Genomic DNA, 16,638 nt, shown 5'->3' on the forward strand with positions numbered 1-16,638 from the left:
GCTTGCGACCACGCTGGCACAGGCCGGCTGCAAGGGCGACCTATACGAAGCGGGCAGCGCCTGGCCCACATCGTGCCGGGTGCGTCGCGCGCCGGGCAGGAAGCCGCCCTGCGCCCTGGCGTGCCCGCGCTGTCGCACTTCCCCATGGCCGCATGGCGGCGCTCGCTCGACCGCGCGATGCGCGGCGCCAGCCCCGCCACGCTCGGCTATGGCGATCCGCTGGGCGAGCCGCCGTTGCGTGCCGCCATCGCGCGGCACCTGGCCATTGCACGCGGCGTGCGCTGCGAGCCGCACCAGGTCGTCATTGCCGAAGGCGCGCAAGAGGCCATCACGCTGTGCGTGCGGCTGCTGTCGAACCCCGGCGAGATCGGTTGGGTCGAAGACCCGGGCTACCGCGGCGCGAAGGCGGCCATGCACGCGGGCGACCTGCGCATCGTGCCGCTGCGGCTCGATGCCGAAGGCCTGTGCGTGAGCGAGCGCGACTGGCAGAAGCACCCGCCCCGGCTGATCTACACCACGCCCTCGCACCAGTACCCGGCCGGCACGGTGCTGAGCATCGCGCGCCGGCTGGCGCTGATCGCGCAGGCGCGCCACCACGGCGCCTGGATCATCGAGGACGACTACGACAGCGAGTTCCGCCACAACGGCGAGCCCATCGGCGCGATGCAGGGGCTGGTGCCGCAGGCGCCGGTGCTCTACGTCGGCACCTTCAGCAAGACCATGTTTCCGTCGCTGCGCCTGGGCTTCCTGGTGCTGCCCGAACAGCTCGCGGCCGCCGTGCGCGCGCCGCTGGAAGAAATGCTGCGCGGCGGCCACCGCCACGAGCAGCTGGCCATGGCCGACTTCATCGAAAGCGGCCAGTTCAGCCGGCACCTGGGCCGCATGCGGCGGCTGTACCGCGACCGGCAGCAGGCCTTGCGGCTCGCGCTGGGCAAGCACTTCAAGGTGCCGCACGAGATCGACGGCGGCCATTGCGGCCTGCACCTGACCGTGCGCCTGCCAGAGCGCTTCGACGACCGGCGGATCGCCGCCGATGCGCTGCGCCATCGCATCGCGCCATCGCCGCTGTCGGGCTTCGCGATGCAGCCCACACCATCGGACAACGGGCTGGTGCTGGGCTACGGCAACACGCCGGCCGAGCTGTTCGAGCCGCTGGTCAAGCGGCTGTCGCAGCTGGCGCGCGCGGCGGCCTCTTGAGGCAGGAATTTCTTCGTTCAGGGAAAGAAGAAGCCAGCCCATCGCTGACTGCAACCGTCGCGGCAGTACCCCTCGATCCGGCCGTAAAAAACTGCCGCGACGCAAAACCGTAACCCTTCCGACACGCGTCGGTCACGCCCGATCACTAACGTCCTCCCCGTGCAAAGACCTCCACGGGCAAAAGGATATTCATGAAGATGAAGGTTTGGTCTGCTTGCTTTGCGCTGTCGATCAGCGCATTGCTCGCTTCGTGCGGAGGCTCCGCAAGCAACGACTTCCGCCCGGGCCCGATTCCGGTCGTTCCAGACCCCACCCCGGCCCCGCCCCCGGCGGACCCGCATCCCAACAACCCCGTCAACGCATGTGGCGCCACCACGGCCGTCAAGATGAGTTGCCCGCCGACGGCCTCGTCGTCCTGAGTACCGCCCGATCATGATGAACAACCGTCGCAAATTCCTGAAGGTGTCCGCCAGCATGGCCGGCGCCGCCGCGGCCATGACCGTGTTTCCGGACGCCATTCGCAAGGCGCTGGCCGTCGAACCCAACTCGGTGACCGGCACGATCCAGGACGTCGAGCACATCGTGGTCTTCATGCAGGAGAACCGCTCCTTCGACCATTACCTGGGGCACCTGAAGGGCGTGCGCGGCTACAACGACCGCTTTCCGCTGGCCCTGCCCAATGGCCTGCCGGTGTGGTTCCAGCCGCGCAAGGAAGACCCGACCAAGACCGTGCTGCCGTTTCGCTACGACACCACCCAGCCCGGCGTCAACGCGCAATGCATCGGCGGCCTGCCGCACACCTGGGGCACGACGCAGGCAGCCCTGCACGGCGGGCGGGCGGACCAGTGGGCGGTACAGAAGACCAACATGACGATGGGCTACCACGTCCGCGAAGACATCCCCTTTCACTACGCGCTCGCCGACGCCTTCACCGTTTGCGACAACTACTTCTGCTCGATCCCGGGCAACACCCATCCGAATCGCATGTACCTGATGACGGGCATGGTCGATCCCAAGGGCACCGGCGGCGGGCCGCTGATGGACAACATCGACTACATCGACAACCAGTTCGATACCCAGAAGATGGCGCCCTTCACCTGGACGACCTACCCGGAGCGGCTCGAAGCCGCCGGGATTTCCTGGCAGATCTACCAGCAAGGCACGGACTTCGACGCGTTCACGGGCAACTACGGCACCAACATGCTGGCCTGCTTTGCCAACTTCGTGAATGCACCGGCAGGCTCTTCCCTGCAGCAGCGGGGCATGTCGACGCGGACCGTCCAGCAACTCAAGCTCGACGTGCAGGCCAATCAGCTGCCGCAGGTTTCGTGGCTGCTGCCGCCGGCGGCCTATTCGGAGCACCCCAAGTACACGCCGCTGTACGGTGCCGAATACATCGCGAGCATCCTGGATGCGCTGACGTCGAATCCGGCGGTGTGGAGCAAGACGGTGCTGTTCATCACGTACGACGAGAACGACGGCTTCTTCGATCACATCATGCCGCCGCAGGCGCCGACCGTGGCCGGCACCGGCATGAGCACGGTGAACATCGACCTGGAGCGCCACGACCTGGTGAATCAGTTCCAGACCTCGACCTACACCGCGGACAACCTGCCCTACGGCTTCGGCCCGCGGGTGCCGATGACGGTGGTGTCGCCGTGGAGCAAGGGTGGCTTCGTGTGTTCGCAGGTCTTCGATCACACGTCGGTGATCCGCTTCATCGAACAGCGATTCGGCGTGAAGGAACCTAACCTCTCGCCATGGCGCCGCGCCATCTCCGGCGACCTGACGTCGGCGTTCAATTTCGCGGCGTCCGACGCGGCGGTTCCCAAGCTGCCGAACACCTCGGGCTATATCGCGTCGGCCGATGCGCAGTGCGCGCGAACCACCGCGTAAGCGGCACCCGCGGCGGGCACGGCGCAAACACTGCTGGCGCAGGAGGCAGGCACGCGCCCGGCGCGGGCGCTGCCTTATGAATTGCACGTCAATGGCCAGCAGGACCCGAAGGGTGCGAGCTACGCGATCACCTTTGCCAACACCGGCACGCAGGGCGCGCACTTCTGGGTGTATTCGAGCGATGCCTCGGTCGCGCCGCGCAGCTACAGCGTCGAGGCCGGCAAGCAGTTGACGGACGCATGGCCCCTCAATGCGCAAACGCCCTACCAGCTGAGCGTTCATGGGCCGAACGGTTTCTTCCGGCGCTTTGCAGGTGCCGCGACCACCGACGGCACGGCCGGGCCGGAGGTTGTCACCTGCTATGACGTGTCCAACGGCAACGTCTACCTGACGCTGAAGAACAACCGGTCTACCGCCGTCACGCTCACGGTGACCGACCAGGCCTACGGGCTCGGTACCCGCACCTACACCCTGCAGGCCGGGGCGAGCCAGGACGACCGGTGGGATCTTTCATGCTGCGGCGGCTGGTACGACCTGGTGGTCGGCGTGAGCGATACCGCCAGCTACCAGCGCCGCATTGCGGGGCACGTCGAGACCGGACAGCCCAGCATCAGCGACCCCGCGGCGACCGCCCCTGTGCTCACGGTGACCTGAATCGACCCACGGCCTCACCCACCCCGGCAACGGCGAATCAGCCAGCCACGCCGAAGCCGGTGTCGAAGGTACTCTTCACATCGAGCGGCTGCCTGATGAGCCCGACCTGCCGATAGAAGTCCGCCGTGCCCTGCTGGTCGGCGATGACCTGCGCGTCGATGGCCACCCACTTCTGCTGGCGGCGCTCGAACTGCAGTTTGGCGGCTTCTGGCGGGATGCCGATGATGCGTGCGAGCGCGGCCGAGTAGGCATCGACGTTGCGGTACGACCAGAGCTGCGCCTTCACCACGCGCTGCAGAAAGTCCTGCAGCACCGGCCGCTTGGCGGCAATGGCCGCATCGGTCGCCGCAAGGTAGCTCAGCCCCGGCAGCAGGCCGCGCCCGCTGACCAGCACGCGCGCATGGTGGCTGACCTCGGCCAGCGCGGTGTAGGGCTCCCAGGTGGCCCACGCATCGACCGAGCCCTGCGTCAGCGCGAGCTTGGCATCGGCCGGCGCAAGAAAGCGGATGTTCACGTCCTCGGGCTTGAGCCCCGCTGCGGTGATGGCCTTGAGCGTGACGTAGTGGCCGATGGAGCCGCGGTTGGTCGCCACGCTCTTGCCCCTGAGGTCGGCCGCGCTCTTCAGCGGTGAATCGGGGCGCACCAGCACGGCCGTGCCGTACGAGTCGGACCGGTTCGCACCGATGGCCTTGACCCGCGTGCCCGCCGCGAGCGCGAAGATCAGCGGCGCGTCGCCGATGGGGCCGGAATCGACCGCCGCCGCATTCAGCGCCTCGGCCAATGGCGCGGCGGCGGGGAACTCGGACCACTGGATGTCGTAGCCCAGGCCTTCGAGTCCGTTGGCCGCTTCGAGCAGCGCGCGCAGGCCGCCTTTCTGGTCGCCGGCCTTGAGCACGGGCCGCGCCTGCGCACGAGCCTGCAGCGAGAAGGCGGGCAACGCTGCCGTGGCTGCGGCAAGGCCGTGGGTGATGAGTTGCCTGCGCGATCTGTCGAGGTGTTTGTTCATGGGTTCTCCGGTGTCGTTCGATGGAAAGAAAATCAGTGGATGAAGCCGCCCTTGACGAAGCGCACGGGCTCGGCGTCCATGCGGGCGATCAGTGCGCCCAGTCCGTCGCCGGTGCCGGCAATGGCCTTCGTCGATGGCACAGGCAGACGCTCGCTGCGGCACAGCAGGTCGTCGTCGGACCAGCCCGCCTTGCCGGGCTCGCCGCGCGCACGCAACCAGCCGTCGCGGTCGGCGATGAGTTGCGTGCCGTCGAGCTGGTCGGTGCCGGCGATCAGGGCCAACGCCTCCCATGCGGCGGACGAATCGGCCACGCAATCGGCAGAAGTGGATGCGTGTGATGACGGCGGCCTCAACATCACGGTGACCACCCTCGGGTCTTCCGGCGGTGCAAAGTTGCCGGCCACGATGCGCAGCCGCTGCCCGCGCCAGCTCGCGAGTTGACGCGGTGGCTTGATGCCGCATCGCACCGCCATGTCGGGCAGGCCGATGGGCTGCGGCCAGTTGCCCAGCGCACGCAGGCTCTGGCCCGCGCCCTGCGCCTTCATGAAATCGATCAGGGCCCAGGCGTCGGCTTCGTCCAGCTTGCCGCCGAAGCTGGGCATCGTGAACTTGCCTTGCTGCGCATCGCGCGTGCCGTGAAGAATGCGCCAGAGCAGATCGCCATCGGCACGCCGCCACAGCAGTGGGCCGCTGAGATTGGGCGGCCACATGGCCAGCGACGCTGCGAGCGGGCCTTCGCCCTTGCCATCTGCTCCGTGGCAGGCAACGCAATGCTGGTCGTAGAGCGCCCGGCCCTGCGCGATGGATGCTGCCGTGAAGCCCGTGGGCGATTGCTGAAAGCTCGTGGGCGTCGCGGGCACCAGCACCACGTTCGCGTCGGGCCAGGGCGCCGCGATCAACAGCATCGGCACCAGCGCAAAAAGGTAGTAGCGCGGGCGCCGCCAAAGCAGCGCAAGCAGCAACGCGACCACCGCCACGGCGACGAACACCAGCGTCCACGCGAGGCTGCGCGCCTGCCCCAGGTCGATCAGCAGGTTCTCGCCCGACAGCCGATGCGCCCACGGCCATGCGGGCTGGCCATGCACCCGCGTCGCAAGCCCCAGCGCATCGAGCACGCGCAGCAACTGCAGTTGAGCGCCCTGAAGCAGGCCGATCAGCAGGTTGAGCCAATCGGCCTCGGGCTTGCTGTTCATGTCACCAGGTCGCGTCGAGCCCCAGGTGGCGCAGCGCTTCGTGGCGCAACTCGGCCAGCCGCGCATGGCCGCGATGGCGCGGGTACGGCAGGTCGACCACGATCTCGGCCGCAATGCGTGCCGGCCGGTCGCTCAGCACGATCACGCGGTTGGCCAGGAACAGCGCCTCTTCCACATCGTGCGTGACCAGCAGCGCCGAGAAGCCCGCGCGCTGCCACAGGTTGACCAGCTCGCTCTGCATCGCGATGCGCGTGAGCGAGTCGAGCTTGCCGAGCGGCTCGTCGAGCACCAGCAGTTGCGGGTCGTTGACCAGCGCACGCGCCAGCGCCACGCGCTGCGCCATGCCGCCCGAGAGCTGGTGCGGAAAGGCCTTTGCGAAGTCGGTGAGGCCCACGAGCCTCAGCGCTTCGTCCACACGCCCGCGCTGCGCCTTGAGCACGCCGCGCGCCTGCAGGCCCAGCGCCACGTTGTCCCACACGCTGCGCCAGGGATAGAGCGTCGGGTCCTGGAAGACGACGATGCGCGACGGATCGGGCCGCGTGATCGGAGCGTCGTCCTGCGTGATGCGGCCGGCCGTGGCGGGCTCGAGACCGGCCACCAGCCGCAGCAAGGTCGATTTGCCGCAGCCGCTCGGGCCCAGGAGCGCGACGAACTCACCGGGCTTCACGGTGAGATCGATGTCGTCGAGCACCTGCAATGGCCCCGCCGGCACATCGAACCAGTGGCTCACGCCGCGAATGTCGATGTGCGCGCCGGGCTTGCGAACGCCCGGCTCGGCGGCGGCGGTGCTACTGGTGACGGCCTCTACCATTTCACAGTCCCTTTCTGCCACGACAGAACGCGGTCGCGCACCTTGAAGAGCAGCGTGATGAGACCCGAGCACAGCACAGCCATGACGATCAGCGCCGCGTACATGTTCGAGTACGAGGCCCAGCCCTGCGCCCACGACAGATAGAAGCCCAACCCGGCCTTCACGCCCATCATCTCGGCCGTGACCAACACCGAGAAGGCCGCGCCCAAGCCCATGAAGAGGCCGACGAACACTTGCGGCAGCGCGGCAGGAATCGCCACGCGCAGCACCAGGAAGCGCTCGCTCGCGCCCATGGTGCGCGCCACGTCGTAGTAGTTGCGGTTGACACCCGCCACGCCCGACCACGTGAGCACCGCCACCGGAAAGCCCGTGGCCAGCGCGATGAGGAACACGGCTGCCGCGTAGCTTGACGGAAAGAAGAAGAACGCCAGCGGCAGCAATGCCGATGCCGGCACCGGGCCGACGAAGCGCAGCACCGGATGCACCCAGTAGCCCGCGATGCGCGACCAGCCGATGGTCACGCCCGTGAGAAAGCCCGCGAGCGCGCCCAGCACAAAGCCGTGCGCGAGCAGCCGGGTCGAATGCAGCAGGCTTTCGCCGAGGCGGCGCCAGTCGTCGATGTAGGTTTCGACCAGGCTTTGCGGCGGTGCGAAGAAAGGCGTGGGCAGCAGAGCGAGCTTGGCGGTCGCGATCTCCCAGAGGGCGAACAGCAGCGGCAGCGCGACGAGCCACGGCCCGGCGGGCCGCAGCACGCGCCCGACGCGGCCGGCCCGAGAGCCGAGCAACGCCGCGGCCAGCAGCAATGCACCGGCGACGATGGCAGCGATGCCGAACTCGTCGGTGTAGGCCCAGTCGCTGAAGCCGACGGCCTTGTTGGGCCAGTAGACCGTGAGCAGGCCCAGTGCGAACCATGCGACGGCGGCGGCAAAGCCGCTGCGCCATGCGGGCGCGGCCGCAAAGGTGCGGTGCGGTGTCGACGCGGAGGCCTGTGCGCGTGCGGGCGCCGCTGCCCCCACCCCAGCCCTCCCCCGGAAGGGGAGGGAGTCGAAGCCCAGGGCCGGATCGGGGGTGCTCATGCCAGCGGGTCGTAGGAGACGTGCTCGGCGAAGCGCACCGGGTCGGTGGTCTTCTTCAACACGCCGACGCCACGGAAATCGCGCGCATAGAACTCCACCTCGTCGCGCAGGTTCCTGCCCAGCGGATGGTGGCTGTGCGTAAGCGTGCCCAGCAGCGCGCGCAGGTCTTCCACCGGCACGTTCGGCGAATACTTGGCGAAGAGCTTGGCCGATTCGTTCGGGTTCTCGGCCACGTAGTCCGAGGCCTGCGCGATGGCGCGCACGAGCGCGGCCACGGTCGCCTTGTCCTTGCGCACGAGTTCGCCGCGCGCGCCGACGATGCAGCAGACCTTGTCCTTGTACTCGCCCGAGAGGTTGCTCGCGACCTCGACGAACACGCCCTTGTTGCGCTTCTCGATCAAGTAGACGTTGGGGTCGCCGTCGGCAATGGCGTGGATCTCGCCCTTCTTCACCGCGATGTCGAGCAGGTCGGCCGGGTACTGGCGCCACGTCACGTCGCGGTCGGCATCGACGCCGTTCTTCGTCAGCAGGATCGAGAAGAAATTCTTGCCCGGGCTCGCGATGTCCGACACGCCGATGATCTTTCCCTTGAGGCTGGCGATGTCGGTCACGCCCGCGCTCTTTGCCCCCACCAGCCGCACGCAGCCGCCGTGCGAGCTGCCGACGATCTTCACGTCGAAGCCCGATTCCAGCGGCTTGAGCCAGCGGTGGATCATGCCCACCGCGGCGTCGGCCTTGGCCGTGGCCAGCGACTCCAGCAACTGGTCGGTCGAGCCGGTGTAGTTGATCAGGTCCACCTGCAGGCCATTGCGCTCGAAGTAGCCGCGCTCCTGCGCCACCACCACGGGCGAGAGGCAGAAGGCCGCCGCGTTCCAGGCAAAGGTGAGCTTGCGCGACTGCTGCGAGAAAGCCTGCGAGGCGATCAGCCCGCCCGAGGCGACCACGGCGGCGGCGCCGCCTGCGCGCAGCACGCTGCGGCGGGAAAGGGATGCGTTCATCGACAACTCCGAAAGTTTTTCTTGGGGGTTCAGAGCAGCAGCTCGGGCTCGGCTTCGACCAGGCCTTCGTACAGGCTGTCGAAGGAATGGATGGCCCCCTCCGGGCCGCCGATCTGGCTGTGCGTGTGGCGTGCGGTGGCTTCGTCGATGGGCTGCGGCTTGCCGGCGGCCTCGGCCAGCAGTTGCGTGTGGCAGGCGTTGTCGAGCGCGATGTACCACCACGCAGCGGCCTCCACCGTCGGGCCCGCCGTCAGGATGCCGTGGTTCTTGAGGATCGCGCCCTTCCTGTCGCCCAACGCCTGCGCGATGCGGTCGCCCTCGCTGCTGTCGACCACCATGCCGGTGAAGTCGTCGAACAGTGCCACGTCTTCGTGGAACACGCAGCTGTCCTGCGTGATGGTGTCGAGCTTGCGGCCGAGCGTGGACCAGGCCTTGCCGTAGGTCGAGTGCGTGTGGGCGGCGGCCACGATCTTCGGGTTGTGCTCGTGGATCGCGGCGTGGATGGCAAAGGCGGCCTTGTTGAGCGGCCTGTCGCCGATGACGGTCTCGCCCTTCGCGTTGACCAGCAGCAGGTCGGACACCTTGATGCGCGAGAAGTGGACGCCCAGCGGGTTGACCCAGAAGTGATCGGTCAGCTCGGGGTCGCGCGCGGTGATGTGGCCAGCCAGTCCTTGTGCGAAGCCGAAGCGCGCGAACAGGCGGAAGGCACCGGCCAGGCGCTCTTGCCGGTGACGGCGTTCGGCCTGCACGCTGGTGCGTGGGGGGATGGGGTCGAACCAGTACTTCTGTTGGGGGTTCGGGTTGAGCTTCAGCGATGGGGCGGCATTGCGGTCGATCGAAAGAACGGCACTCATGGGGATTCCTCGTGTTCGGTTTCTTGGTCTTGCTCCTTCCCCTTCCGGGGGAAGGTTGGGATGGGGGCACGCGCGGCCTTCGAAGCTGCGCGGCATTGATTGCCGCTTACCCCCACCCCTGCCCTCCCCCAGAGGGGGAGGGAGAAAGACAGCGTCAGGCTGCCTTACGAACGGAGGCCGCGCGCTGCGCGACCAGTTCGCGCGTGCGCGGAATCAGCTCGCGGCCGTAGTCCGTCGCGTCTTCCAACGGATCGAAGCCACGGATCAGGAAAGTCGTCACACCCAGGTCGTAGTAATCGAGCAGCGCATCGGCCACCTGCTCCGGTGTGCCGACCAGCGCGGTGCTGTTCGAGCGCCCGCCGATCTCTTGCGCCACGGCGGTCCAGAGCCGCTTGTCGAGGCGCGGCCCCTTGTCCGCAGCAGCCAGCAGGCGCTTGGCACCTTCGCTCTGCTGCGGCCCGCCCCGGTTGTAGCCCTGCACCACGCGCAGGCGCTTCGTCTCGGCCAGGATGCTGTCGGCGCGCGCCCATGCGGCCTCTTCGGTCTCGGCCAGGATCGGACGGAACGACACCGAGAAGCGCACGCTGCGCCCGTGCTTCGCCGCTTCGGCGCGCACGCGCGTGGTCAGCTCGCGCGCCTGGTCGAGCGACTCGCCCCACAGCGCGTACACGTCGGCGTACTTGCCGGCAACCGGAATGGCGGCCTCGGAGGCACCGCCGAAGTACACCGGCACATGCGGCTTGCCGTTGCGGGTCTGCACCGGCTTCACTTCGGAAAAGGCATTCTGGAAACGGTAGTGCGCGCCTTCGTGGTCGAAGGGCTTCTCGCTGGTCCACACCTTGTGCAGCACGTCGAGGTATTCGTCGGTGCGGGCATAGCGCTGGTCGTGGTCGAGCCAGTCGCCATCGCGCCGCTGCTCTTCATCGGAGCCGCCCGAGATGTAGTGCACGCCGAGCCGGCCGCCGCTGAACTGGTCGAGCGAAGCAAACTGCCGCGCCGCCAGCGTGGGCGCCACGAAGCCGGGGCGGTGCGCCAGCATGAAATGGATGCGCTCGGTGACCGACGCCGCATAGGCCACGGTGAGCGTGGCGTCGGGGCTGGTCGAATGGTGCGGCACCAGCACGCGGTCGAAGCCGGCGTTCTCGTGCGCCTGCGCAAAGGCGCGCACGTAGTCGCGGTCGATGGCCGGGCCCTTGGCGGCGTGGATCTCCGAGACCTTCTGGCCCTGGATCATGCCGATGAATTCAACGTCGTTCTGGCTCATGGTGTCCTCGTTTTTCGGGGTGGTGTGTGTGGAGGGGGAATCAGGCGGCGGGCAGGCGCAGCACGCTCTCGAAGCTGCGGTCCCACAGGGGCTTCACATCGGCCGGGCCATCGAGCACGCCGATCTTCAGGAAGGTGTCCGCCACGTCCTGGTGGCTGCGCACCACGGCGTCGCTGACGGGGCCCAGGCTGTAGTCGCCGCTGCGGCCGTTGAACAGCTCGACGATGTCGCCGACGGGCACGCGCGTTTCGGCCGACTGCGCACGCGCGTAGGCCAGGAAGTTGCCGTTGATCCATGCGAACGAACGCTGCAGGCGTTGCAGCAGGTCGGCGAGTGCCGCGCGGCGCAACGCGTCGTCGAGCGCGCGCGGGTTGGCGTAGATCGGGAAGTTGCCCGACAGGTACCCCACGCCGGTCTTGATGACCCGCGCGCCGTACTGCGTGCGCGCCAGCTGGCCGTTGTAGCCATAGATGGCCCAGGCATCGAGATCGCCCCGCGCAAAGGCCGAGAGGCCGTCCGAAGGCGTCAGGCTCACGGCCTGGATGTCGCTGAACGAAAGCCCCGCCTCGGCCAGCTGCTTGGCCAGGTAGTAGTGCGAGGTGGTGGCGCGCACGTAGCCCACGCGCTTGCCCTTGAAGTCGGCGATGCTGCGGATCGGCGAATCCTTGCGCGCCAGTGTGGCCTGATTGTTCAGATCTTCATGCGTGACGGCCACGAGCCGCACGCTGGACTTCTGGCGTGCCGCGAACACGGGCGGAATCTCGCTGCCAGAGCCCAGGTCGAGCGCGTCGCCGTTGATGGCCTCGATGTGCAGCACGCCGTTGTTGAGCTCGCGCCAGTCGATCTTGTAGGGCGTGTTCGCCTGCCCCGATGCCTGCAGCAACGGCCGCCAGAGCCCCTTGTAGGTACCCACACGCAGCGTCACGCCGGACAGGTCGCGCGATGGCGTGGCCGCACCGACCCACCCTGCGCTCGCTGTGGCGCCCCATGCGGCGGCGGCTTGCAGCAGGCGGCGTCGGTCCAGAGGGAAATCCTGTTTCATGCGGTGAGTTCTTTCTTCTTCCTGCTTCGGCAGTCACGAGACCGTAACGAGAGGGCCGCCGAAAGCGAACGCAGAAAACCGAATTTGGATATGCGGGATACATCGTTCTCCGGGCTCTGGCAGCCCGTTACCGTGCAGGAACCATGAGTGCACTCCCCTTGCGCCGCCCGTCGGCCACGCCTGAAGAACAACACCCGCCGCACCCGCCCGCCACCGTCGACGACGCGGTGCTGGCACAGCTGTCGGCCCAGTTCGCCGCCACCGCGGCCGACCACGACCGCAGCGGCGCCTTTCCCCACGACAACTTCGCGGCGCTGCAAGCCCACGGGCTGATCGGCCTGGTGGCGCCGGCCGCGCATGGCGGTGGCGGTGCCACGCTGGCCACGGCGCGGCGCGTGATTGCCGCTGTGGCGCGCGGCGAGCCGGCCACGGCGCTGATTCTCACCATGACCTACCTGCAGCACCACGGACTGGCGCGCAACGACAGCCGCTGGCCGTCGCACCTGCGCGAGCGGGTGACGCGCGATGCGGTGGAGCGCGGTGCGCTCATCAACTCGCTGCGCGTGGAGCCCGCGCTCGGTTCGCCCGCCCGGGGCGGTTTGCCCGGCACCGTCGCCCGGCGCGATGGCAACGGCTGGAAGATCGACGGCCACAAGCTCTACACCACCGGTATCGAAGGCCTGACCTGGCTCGCCGTGTGGGCCCGCACCGACGAGGCTTCGCCGCGCACCGGCGTGTTCCTGGTGCCGCGCCATGCACCCGGCGTGCGTGTGATCGCGAGCTGGGACCATCTGGGCCTGCGCGCCTCGGGCAGCCACGAGGTGGTGTTCGAGAACGTGGCCATCGACCTCGACCGTGCCGTCGACCTGCGCGCGCCGGCCGACTGGGCACCCGATGCCGGCAGCCAGACCGACATCGACGCGCACGCCACGCAGCAGGCGTGGATGGTCGTGCTGCTCGGCAGCCTCTACGACGCGGTGGCCCGTGCCGCACGCGATTGGCTGGTCGGCTTCCTGAACAGCCGTGCACCCGGCAGCCTGGGCGCGCCGCTCGCAAGCCTGCCGCGCGTGCAGGAACACGTGGGCGAAATCGAAGCGCTGCTGCGTACCAACCGTGTGCTGCTCGACGATGCGGCCAGCGCCGTCGATCACGGCCATGCCCAGCCTGCCGCCGACAGCGGCCTGCTGAAGTACAGCGTGACGGGCAACGCCATCCGCGTGGTCGAACTCGCGCTGCAACTGAGCGGCAATCACGGACTGACGCGGCAGAACCCGCTGGAGCGCCACTACCGCGACGTGCTGTGCAGCCGCATCCATACGCCGCAGAACGATGCGATCCTGATCGCGGCGGGCAAGCGTGCACTGCTGGCTGCGGGAGTGGCCGCATGACCGACCTGCTGTTTTCCAATGCTTCCCGCCGCAGTTGGCTGAAGCAAGGCGCCGCGCTGTCGCTGGCCGCCACCGCCTCGTTGCGCGCCTTCGCACAACCTCAGACCACGCTGATCCTCGGCGACCGGGCCGGTGGCCTGCGCTCGCTGTTCGAGGCATCGAAGACGCTCGAAGGCGCACCCTTCGCCTACCGCTGGGCCAACTTCCAGGGCGCCGCGCCGCTGTTCGAAGCACAGCGCAGCGCCGCCGTCGACACCGCGATGGCCGGCGACCTGCCGGTGCTGGCCGCGGCCGTCGGCAAGACGCCGCTGAAGATCGTGGCCACGCGCGTCGGCAAGGCCGATTCGCTGGGCATCGTGGTGCAGCCCAATTCGCCGCTGCGCAGCGTGAGCGACCTGCGCGGCAAGACGGTGATCGTCTCGTCGGCGCGCGGCAGCATCTCGCAGTACCAGCTTTACGGCGCACTCGAAGAAGCCGACGTGCGGCGCGACGAAGTGACGGTGAAGTTCGTGCTGCCGACCGATGCGGCCGCTGCCTTTGCATCGAAGCAGATCGACGCCTGGGCCATCTTCGATCCGTATTACACGATCGCACTGCAGCAGGGTGGCCGCATCCTGCGCGACGGGCGCGGCATCAACACCGCGCTGGGCTTCATCACGGCCAGCGAGCATTCGCTGGCCGACCCGGCCAAGCGCGCGGCCATCGTGCAGTTTCTCGACCGGCTGGGCCGCGCGGGCGATTGGGCGCTGGCCAACCCCGAAGCCTATGCGCAGGCCTACACCCAGCTCACGCGGCTGCCGATCGAGTCGTCGCGCATCATCACCGCGCGCGCCTCGGTGGCGGGCCGGCCGGTGAGCGAGGCAGACATCGTCGCGCTGCAGGCGGTGGCCGACCGCTCGGCACGCGACGGCATCCTGCCGGTGCGGGTGGACGTGCGCGCAATCACCGACACGCAGCTCTGGAAACGCGCGGCGTGACCGCGCCTTCCTTGATCGCGCCGTCTTCGATTGCGCCGCTGCGCGAATTCGTCGGCGCCTTCGGCCGGCTGCTCGACGGCGCGCCCGACGAGCCGCGCATCCTCGCCGAGGGCGGCGCATTGCTGCGCACGCTGGTCGCGCGCGACGACTGGCTGCCCGATGCCTTTGCCCAGCCCGACCCGGCGCGCTACCAGCAGTTCTTGCTGCATGCGGACAGCGCCGAGCGCTTTTCGGTCGTCAGCTTCGTCTGGGGTCCGGGGCAGGCCACGCCGGTGCACGACCACACGGTGTGGGGGCTGATCGGCATGCTGCGCGGCGCGGAATACAGCCAGGGCTTTGCCTTCGGTGCCGATGGGCTGGCACAGCCGCATGGCGAAGCGGTGCGGCTGGATGTGGGCGACGTCGAAGCCGTGTCGCCCACCGTCGGCGACCTGCACCGCGTGCACAACGCGCACGCGGACCGCGTGTCGATCAGCATCCACGTCTACGGCGCCAACATCGGGGCCGTGCGACGTCATACTTACCCGGCCGAGGGCGGTCGCAAGCCCTTTGTCTCCGGATACTCCAACAAGCTGCTCCCCAACCTGTGGGACCGCTCCGCCGAACTCAGACAGACACCCGCATGACGACTGCCGCATTTCCCCTTCTCTCTTTCGCCGCCGTGCGCGAGCGCCTCATTGCTCGCGAAGAAATCGCCCTGCTCGATGTGCGCGAAGAAGATCCGTTCGCGCAGGAACATCCGCTGTGGGCCGCGAACCTGGCGCTGTCGCGCATCGAGATCGAAGCCTGGCGGCGCATTCCGCGACGGGACACGCTGATCGTTCTGTATGGCGCGCATGACGGCATCGACCTTGCGCCGCTGGCTGCGAACACGCTCGCCTCGCTCGGCTACAGCAACGTGCACCTGCTCGAAGGCGGCCTCGAGGGTTGGCGCGCTGCGGGTGGTGAGCTGTTCCGCGACGTGAACGTGCCGAGCAAATCTTTCGGCGAACTGGTCGAGCACGAACGGCACACGCCATCGCTTTCCGCGCCCGAAGTGAAGGCGCTGGTCGACGGCAAGGCCAATGTGGTGGTGCTCGACGCGCGCCGCTTCGACGAATACCAGACGATGAGCATTCCTTCGGCCACCAGCGTGCCCGGTGCGGAACTGGTGCTGCGCGTGCGCGAGCTGGCGCCCGACCCGGCCACGCAGGTCATCGTCAATTGCGCGGGCCGCACGCGCAGCATCATCGGCACGCAGTCGCTGGTGAATGCGGGCATTCCGAATCCGGTCGCGGCGCTGCGCAACGGCACCATTGGCTGGAAGCTGGCGGGGCAGGTGCTCGACCACGGGGCCGACCGGCAGGCACCGGCGGCGGTGTCCGATGCGCACCGCGCGCAGGCACAGGCCGATGCGCGGCGCGTGGCCGATCGCGCCGGCGTGCGGCGCATTGCGCTCGATGCGCTGCAGACGCTCGAAGCACCGGGCCGCACGGTGTACCGCTTCGATGTGCGCACACCCGAGGAATACGCGGTGGGCCATCTGCCGGGCTTTGCCAGCGCACCCGGTGGGCAATTGGTGCAGGAGACCGATCACCAGGTACCGGTGCGCGGCGCGCGCATCGTGCTGGCCGATGACGACGGCGTGCGTGCGTCGATGAGCGCGTCGTGGCTCGCGCAGATGGGGTGGGAGGTCTATGTGCCGGATGCGGTTCCTGCGGCTTCGGCGTTGACCGAAACGGCCGCGCCTGCGTCTGCCTATCCGCCCGTTGCCGCCGTCGTGGGAGAGATCACGCCGATCGATCTGGCGGCGTTGCTGAAGCAACCCGGCACGGCCGTGATCGACGTGACCACCAGCGCCAACTACGTGAAGCGCCACATCCCGGGCGCGTGGTACCTGATCCGCGCGCAGCTCGGGCAGGCACTGGATGCCGTCATCCCTGCGGCACAGCGCTACGTGCTGACCTGCGGCAGCAGCCTGCTCGCACGCTATGCCGCGGCGGACCTTCGTGCGCTGCTCGATGCACGCGGCAAGGGCGATGCCGAAGTGCTGGTGCTGGCGGGCGGCAACACGGCATGGTTTGCCGCCGGCCTGGAAATCGAATCGGGCGAAACACGGCTCGCCACGCCACGCACCGATCGCTACCGCCGCCCCTACGAAGGCACCGACGCGCCGGCCGAGGCGATGCAGGCCTATCTGGATTGGGAGTACAGCCTCGTCGCGCAGTTGGGGCGCGACGGAACGCATCATTTCAACATGATCTAGCGGCCGCGTGAAAGCTGCTTGAAAGGCTTGGAAGACC

Annotated in this window: 13 protein-coding genes and 1 pseudogene; 6 read left to right on the top strand and 8 right to left on the bottom strand. The window is 68.4% G+C overall.

Annotation, left to right across the window (positions count from 1 at the left end):
- Together ACGLHS_RS07010 and ACGLHS_RS07015 are read left to right on the top strand one after the other, a co-directional pair.
- Positions 1-1,197 (top strand): PLP-dependent aminotransferase family protein (locus tag ACGLHS_RS07010; protein ID WP_394478210.1); only part of this gene is annotated, 1,197 nt, incomplete at its 5' end.
- 432 nt (positions 1,198-1,629) lie between these two features.
- Positions 1,630-3,747: pseudogene (locus ACGLHS_RS07015) on the top strand (phosphocholine-specific phospholipase C).
- Positions 3,748-3,784: 37 nt separating this feature from the next.
- Here ACGLHS_RS07015 and ACGLHS_RS07020 read toward each other — a convergent pair.
- The 8 genes from ACGLHS_RS07020 to ACGLHS_RS07055 form a co-directional block, all read right to left on the bottom strand.
- The gene (locus ACGLHS_RS07020) at positions 3,785-4,753 is read right to left on the bottom strand and encodes an ABC transporter substrate-binding protein (RefSeq protein WP_394478212.1); all 969 of its coding nucleotides are present in this window, start codon (positions 4,751-4,753) and stop codon (positions 3,785-3,787) included.
- 32 nt (positions 4,754-4,785) lie between these two features.
- A complete protein-coding gene (locus tag ACGLHS_RS07025) occupies positions 4,786-5,946 on the bottom strand; it encodes a c-type cytochrome (protein WP_394478214.1) in 1,161 nt (386 codons plus the stop codon).
- Between the two features lies 1 nt (position 5,947).
- Positions 5,948-6,757 carry an ABC transporter ATP-binding protein gene (locus tag ACGLHS_RS07030; RefSeq protein WP_394478216.1) on the bottom strand — a complete coding sequence of 270 codons (810 nt, stop codon included), beginning with the start codon at positions 6,755-6,757 and terminating at the stop codon, positions 5,948-5,950.
- A complete protein-coding gene (locus ACGLHS_RS07035; protein ID WP_394478218.1) occupies positions 6,751-7,833 on the bottom strand; it encodes an ABC transporter permease in 1,083 nt (360 codons plus the stop codon). The genes ACGLHS_RS07030 and ACGLHS_RS07035 overlap by 7 nt, the downstream gene beginning before the upstream one ends.
- The gene (locus ACGLHS_RS07040; protein WP_093238634.1) at positions 7,830-8,831 is read right to left on the bottom strand and encodes an ABC transporter substrate-binding protein; all 1,002 of its coding nucleotides are present in this window, start codon (positions 8,829-8,831) and stop codon (positions 7,830-7,832) included. The genes ACGLHS_RS07035 and ACGLHS_RS07040 overlap by 4 nt, the downstream gene beginning before the upstream one ends.
- Before the next feature lie 29 nt (positions 8,832-8,860).
- Entirely contained in the window at positions 8,861-9,685 is an 825-nt protein-coding gene (locus tag ACGLHS_RS07045) for a class II aldolase/adducin family protein (protein WP_394478220.1), read from the bottom strand.
- Between the two features lie 154 nt (positions 9,686-9,839).
- Positions 9,840-10,949 carry an LLM class flavin-dependent oxidoreductase gene (locus tag ACGLHS_RS07050; protein WP_394478222.1) on the bottom strand — a complete coding sequence of 370 codons (1,110 nt, stop codon included), beginning with the start codon at positions 10,947-10,949 and terminating at the stop codon, positions 9,840-9,842.
- Positions 10,950-10,989: 40 nt separating this feature from the next.
- Positions 10,990-11,991 (bottom strand): ABC transporter substrate-binding protein, encoded by a 1,002-nt coding sequence (locus ACGLHS_RS07055; RefSeq protein WP_394478224.1) that lies wholly within the window; start codon positions 11,989-11,991, stop codon positions 10,990-10,992.
- A 143-nt stretch (positions 11,992-12,134) separates the two neighbouring features.
- On the opposite strand from ACGLHS_RS07055, the gene ACGLHS_RS07060 reads away from it, so the two are divergent.
- Genes ACGLHS_RS07060 through ACGLHS_RS07075 form a run of 4 tightly spaced genes read left to right on the top strand, consistent with a single transcriptional unit; the run spans position 12,135 to position 16,601 of the window.
- The gene (locus tag ACGLHS_RS07060; protein ID WP_394478226.1) at positions 12,135-13,379 is read left to right on the top strand and encodes an acyl-CoA dehydrogenase family protein; all 1,245 of its coding nucleotides are present in this window, start codon (positions 12,135-12,137) and stop codon (positions 13,377-13,379) included.
- Positions 13,376-14,356, top strand: coding sequence for an ABC transporter substrate-binding protein (locus ACGLHS_RS07065; RefSeq protein ID WP_394478228.1), 981 nt, complete (start codon positions 13,376-13,378; stop codon positions 14,354-14,356). Before ACGLHS_RS07060 ends, ACGLHS_RS07065 begins: the two co-directional genes overlap by 4 nt.
- Complete coding sequence (locus tag ACGLHS_RS07070; RefSeq protein ID WP_394478230.1) at positions 14,353-14,982, top strand: cysteine dioxygenase; 630 nt, start codon at positions 14,353-14,355, stop codon at positions 14,980-14,982. The genes ACGLHS_RS07065 and ACGLHS_RS07070 overlap by 4 nt, the downstream gene beginning before the upstream one ends.
- Positions 14,979-16,601 (top strand): rhodanese-related sulfurtransferase, encoded by a 1,623-nt coding sequence (locus ACGLHS_RS07075; protein ID WP_394478232.1) that lies wholly within the window; start codon positions 14,979-14,981, stop codon positions 16,599-16,601. The genes ACGLHS_RS07070 and ACGLHS_RS07075 overlap by 4 nt, the downstream gene beginning before the upstream one ends.
- Positions 16,602-16,638 lie beyond the last annotated feature (37 nt).

Origin of the sequence: Variovorax sp. VaC1, from assembly GCF_043658315.1 — a bacterium.
Classification (GTDB): domain Bacteria; phylum Pseudomonadota; class Gammaproteobacteria; order Burkholderiales; family Burkholderiaceae_C; genus Variovorax.

Coding starts and splice junctions, on each gene's coding strand:
- ACGLHS_RS07020 (WP_394478212.1), bottom strand. CDS start 4,753: ATGAACAAACACCTCGACAGATCGCGCAGGCAACTCATCACCCACGGC.
- ACGLHS_RS07025 (WP_394478214.1), bottom strand. CDS start 5,946: ATGAACAGCAAGCCCGAGGCCGATTGGCTCAACCTGCTGATCGGCCTG.
- ACGLHS_RS07030 (WP_394478216.1), bottom strand. CDS start 6,757: ATGGTAGAGGCCGTCACCAGTAGCACCGCCGCCGCCGAGCCGGGCGTT.
- ACGLHS_RS07035 (WP_394478218.1), bottom strand. CDS start 7,833: ATGAGCACCCCCGATCCGGCCCTGGGCTTCGACTCCCTCCCCTTCCGG.
- ACGLHS_RS07040 (WP_093238634.1), bottom strand. CDS start 8,831: ATGAACGCATCCCTTTCCCGCCGCAGCGTGCTGCGCGCAGGCGGCGCC.
- ACGLHS_RS07045 (WP_394478220.1), bottom strand. CDS start 9,685: ATGAGTGCCGTTCTTTCGATCGACCGCAATGCCGCCCCATCGCTGAAG.
- ACGLHS_RS07050 (WP_394478222.1), bottom strand. CDS start 10,949: ATGAGCCAGAACGACGTTGAATTCATCGGCATGATCCAGGGCCAGAAG.
- ACGLHS_RS07055 (WP_394478224.1), bottom strand. CDS start 11,991: ATGAAACAGGATTTCCCTCTGGACCGACGCCGCCTGCTGCAAGCCGCC.
- ACGLHS_RS07060 (WP_394478226.1), top strand. CDS start 12,135: ATGAGTGCACTCCCCTTGCGCCGCCCGTCGGCCACGCCTGAAGAACAA.
- ACGLHS_RS07065 (WP_394478228.1), top strand. CDS start 13,376: ATGACCGACCTGCTGTTTTCCAATGCTTCCCGCCGCAGTTGGCTGAAG.
- ACGLHS_RS07075 (WP_394478232.1), top strand. CDS start 14,979: ATGACGACTGCCGCATTTCCCCTTCTCTCTTTCGCCGCCGTGCGCGAG.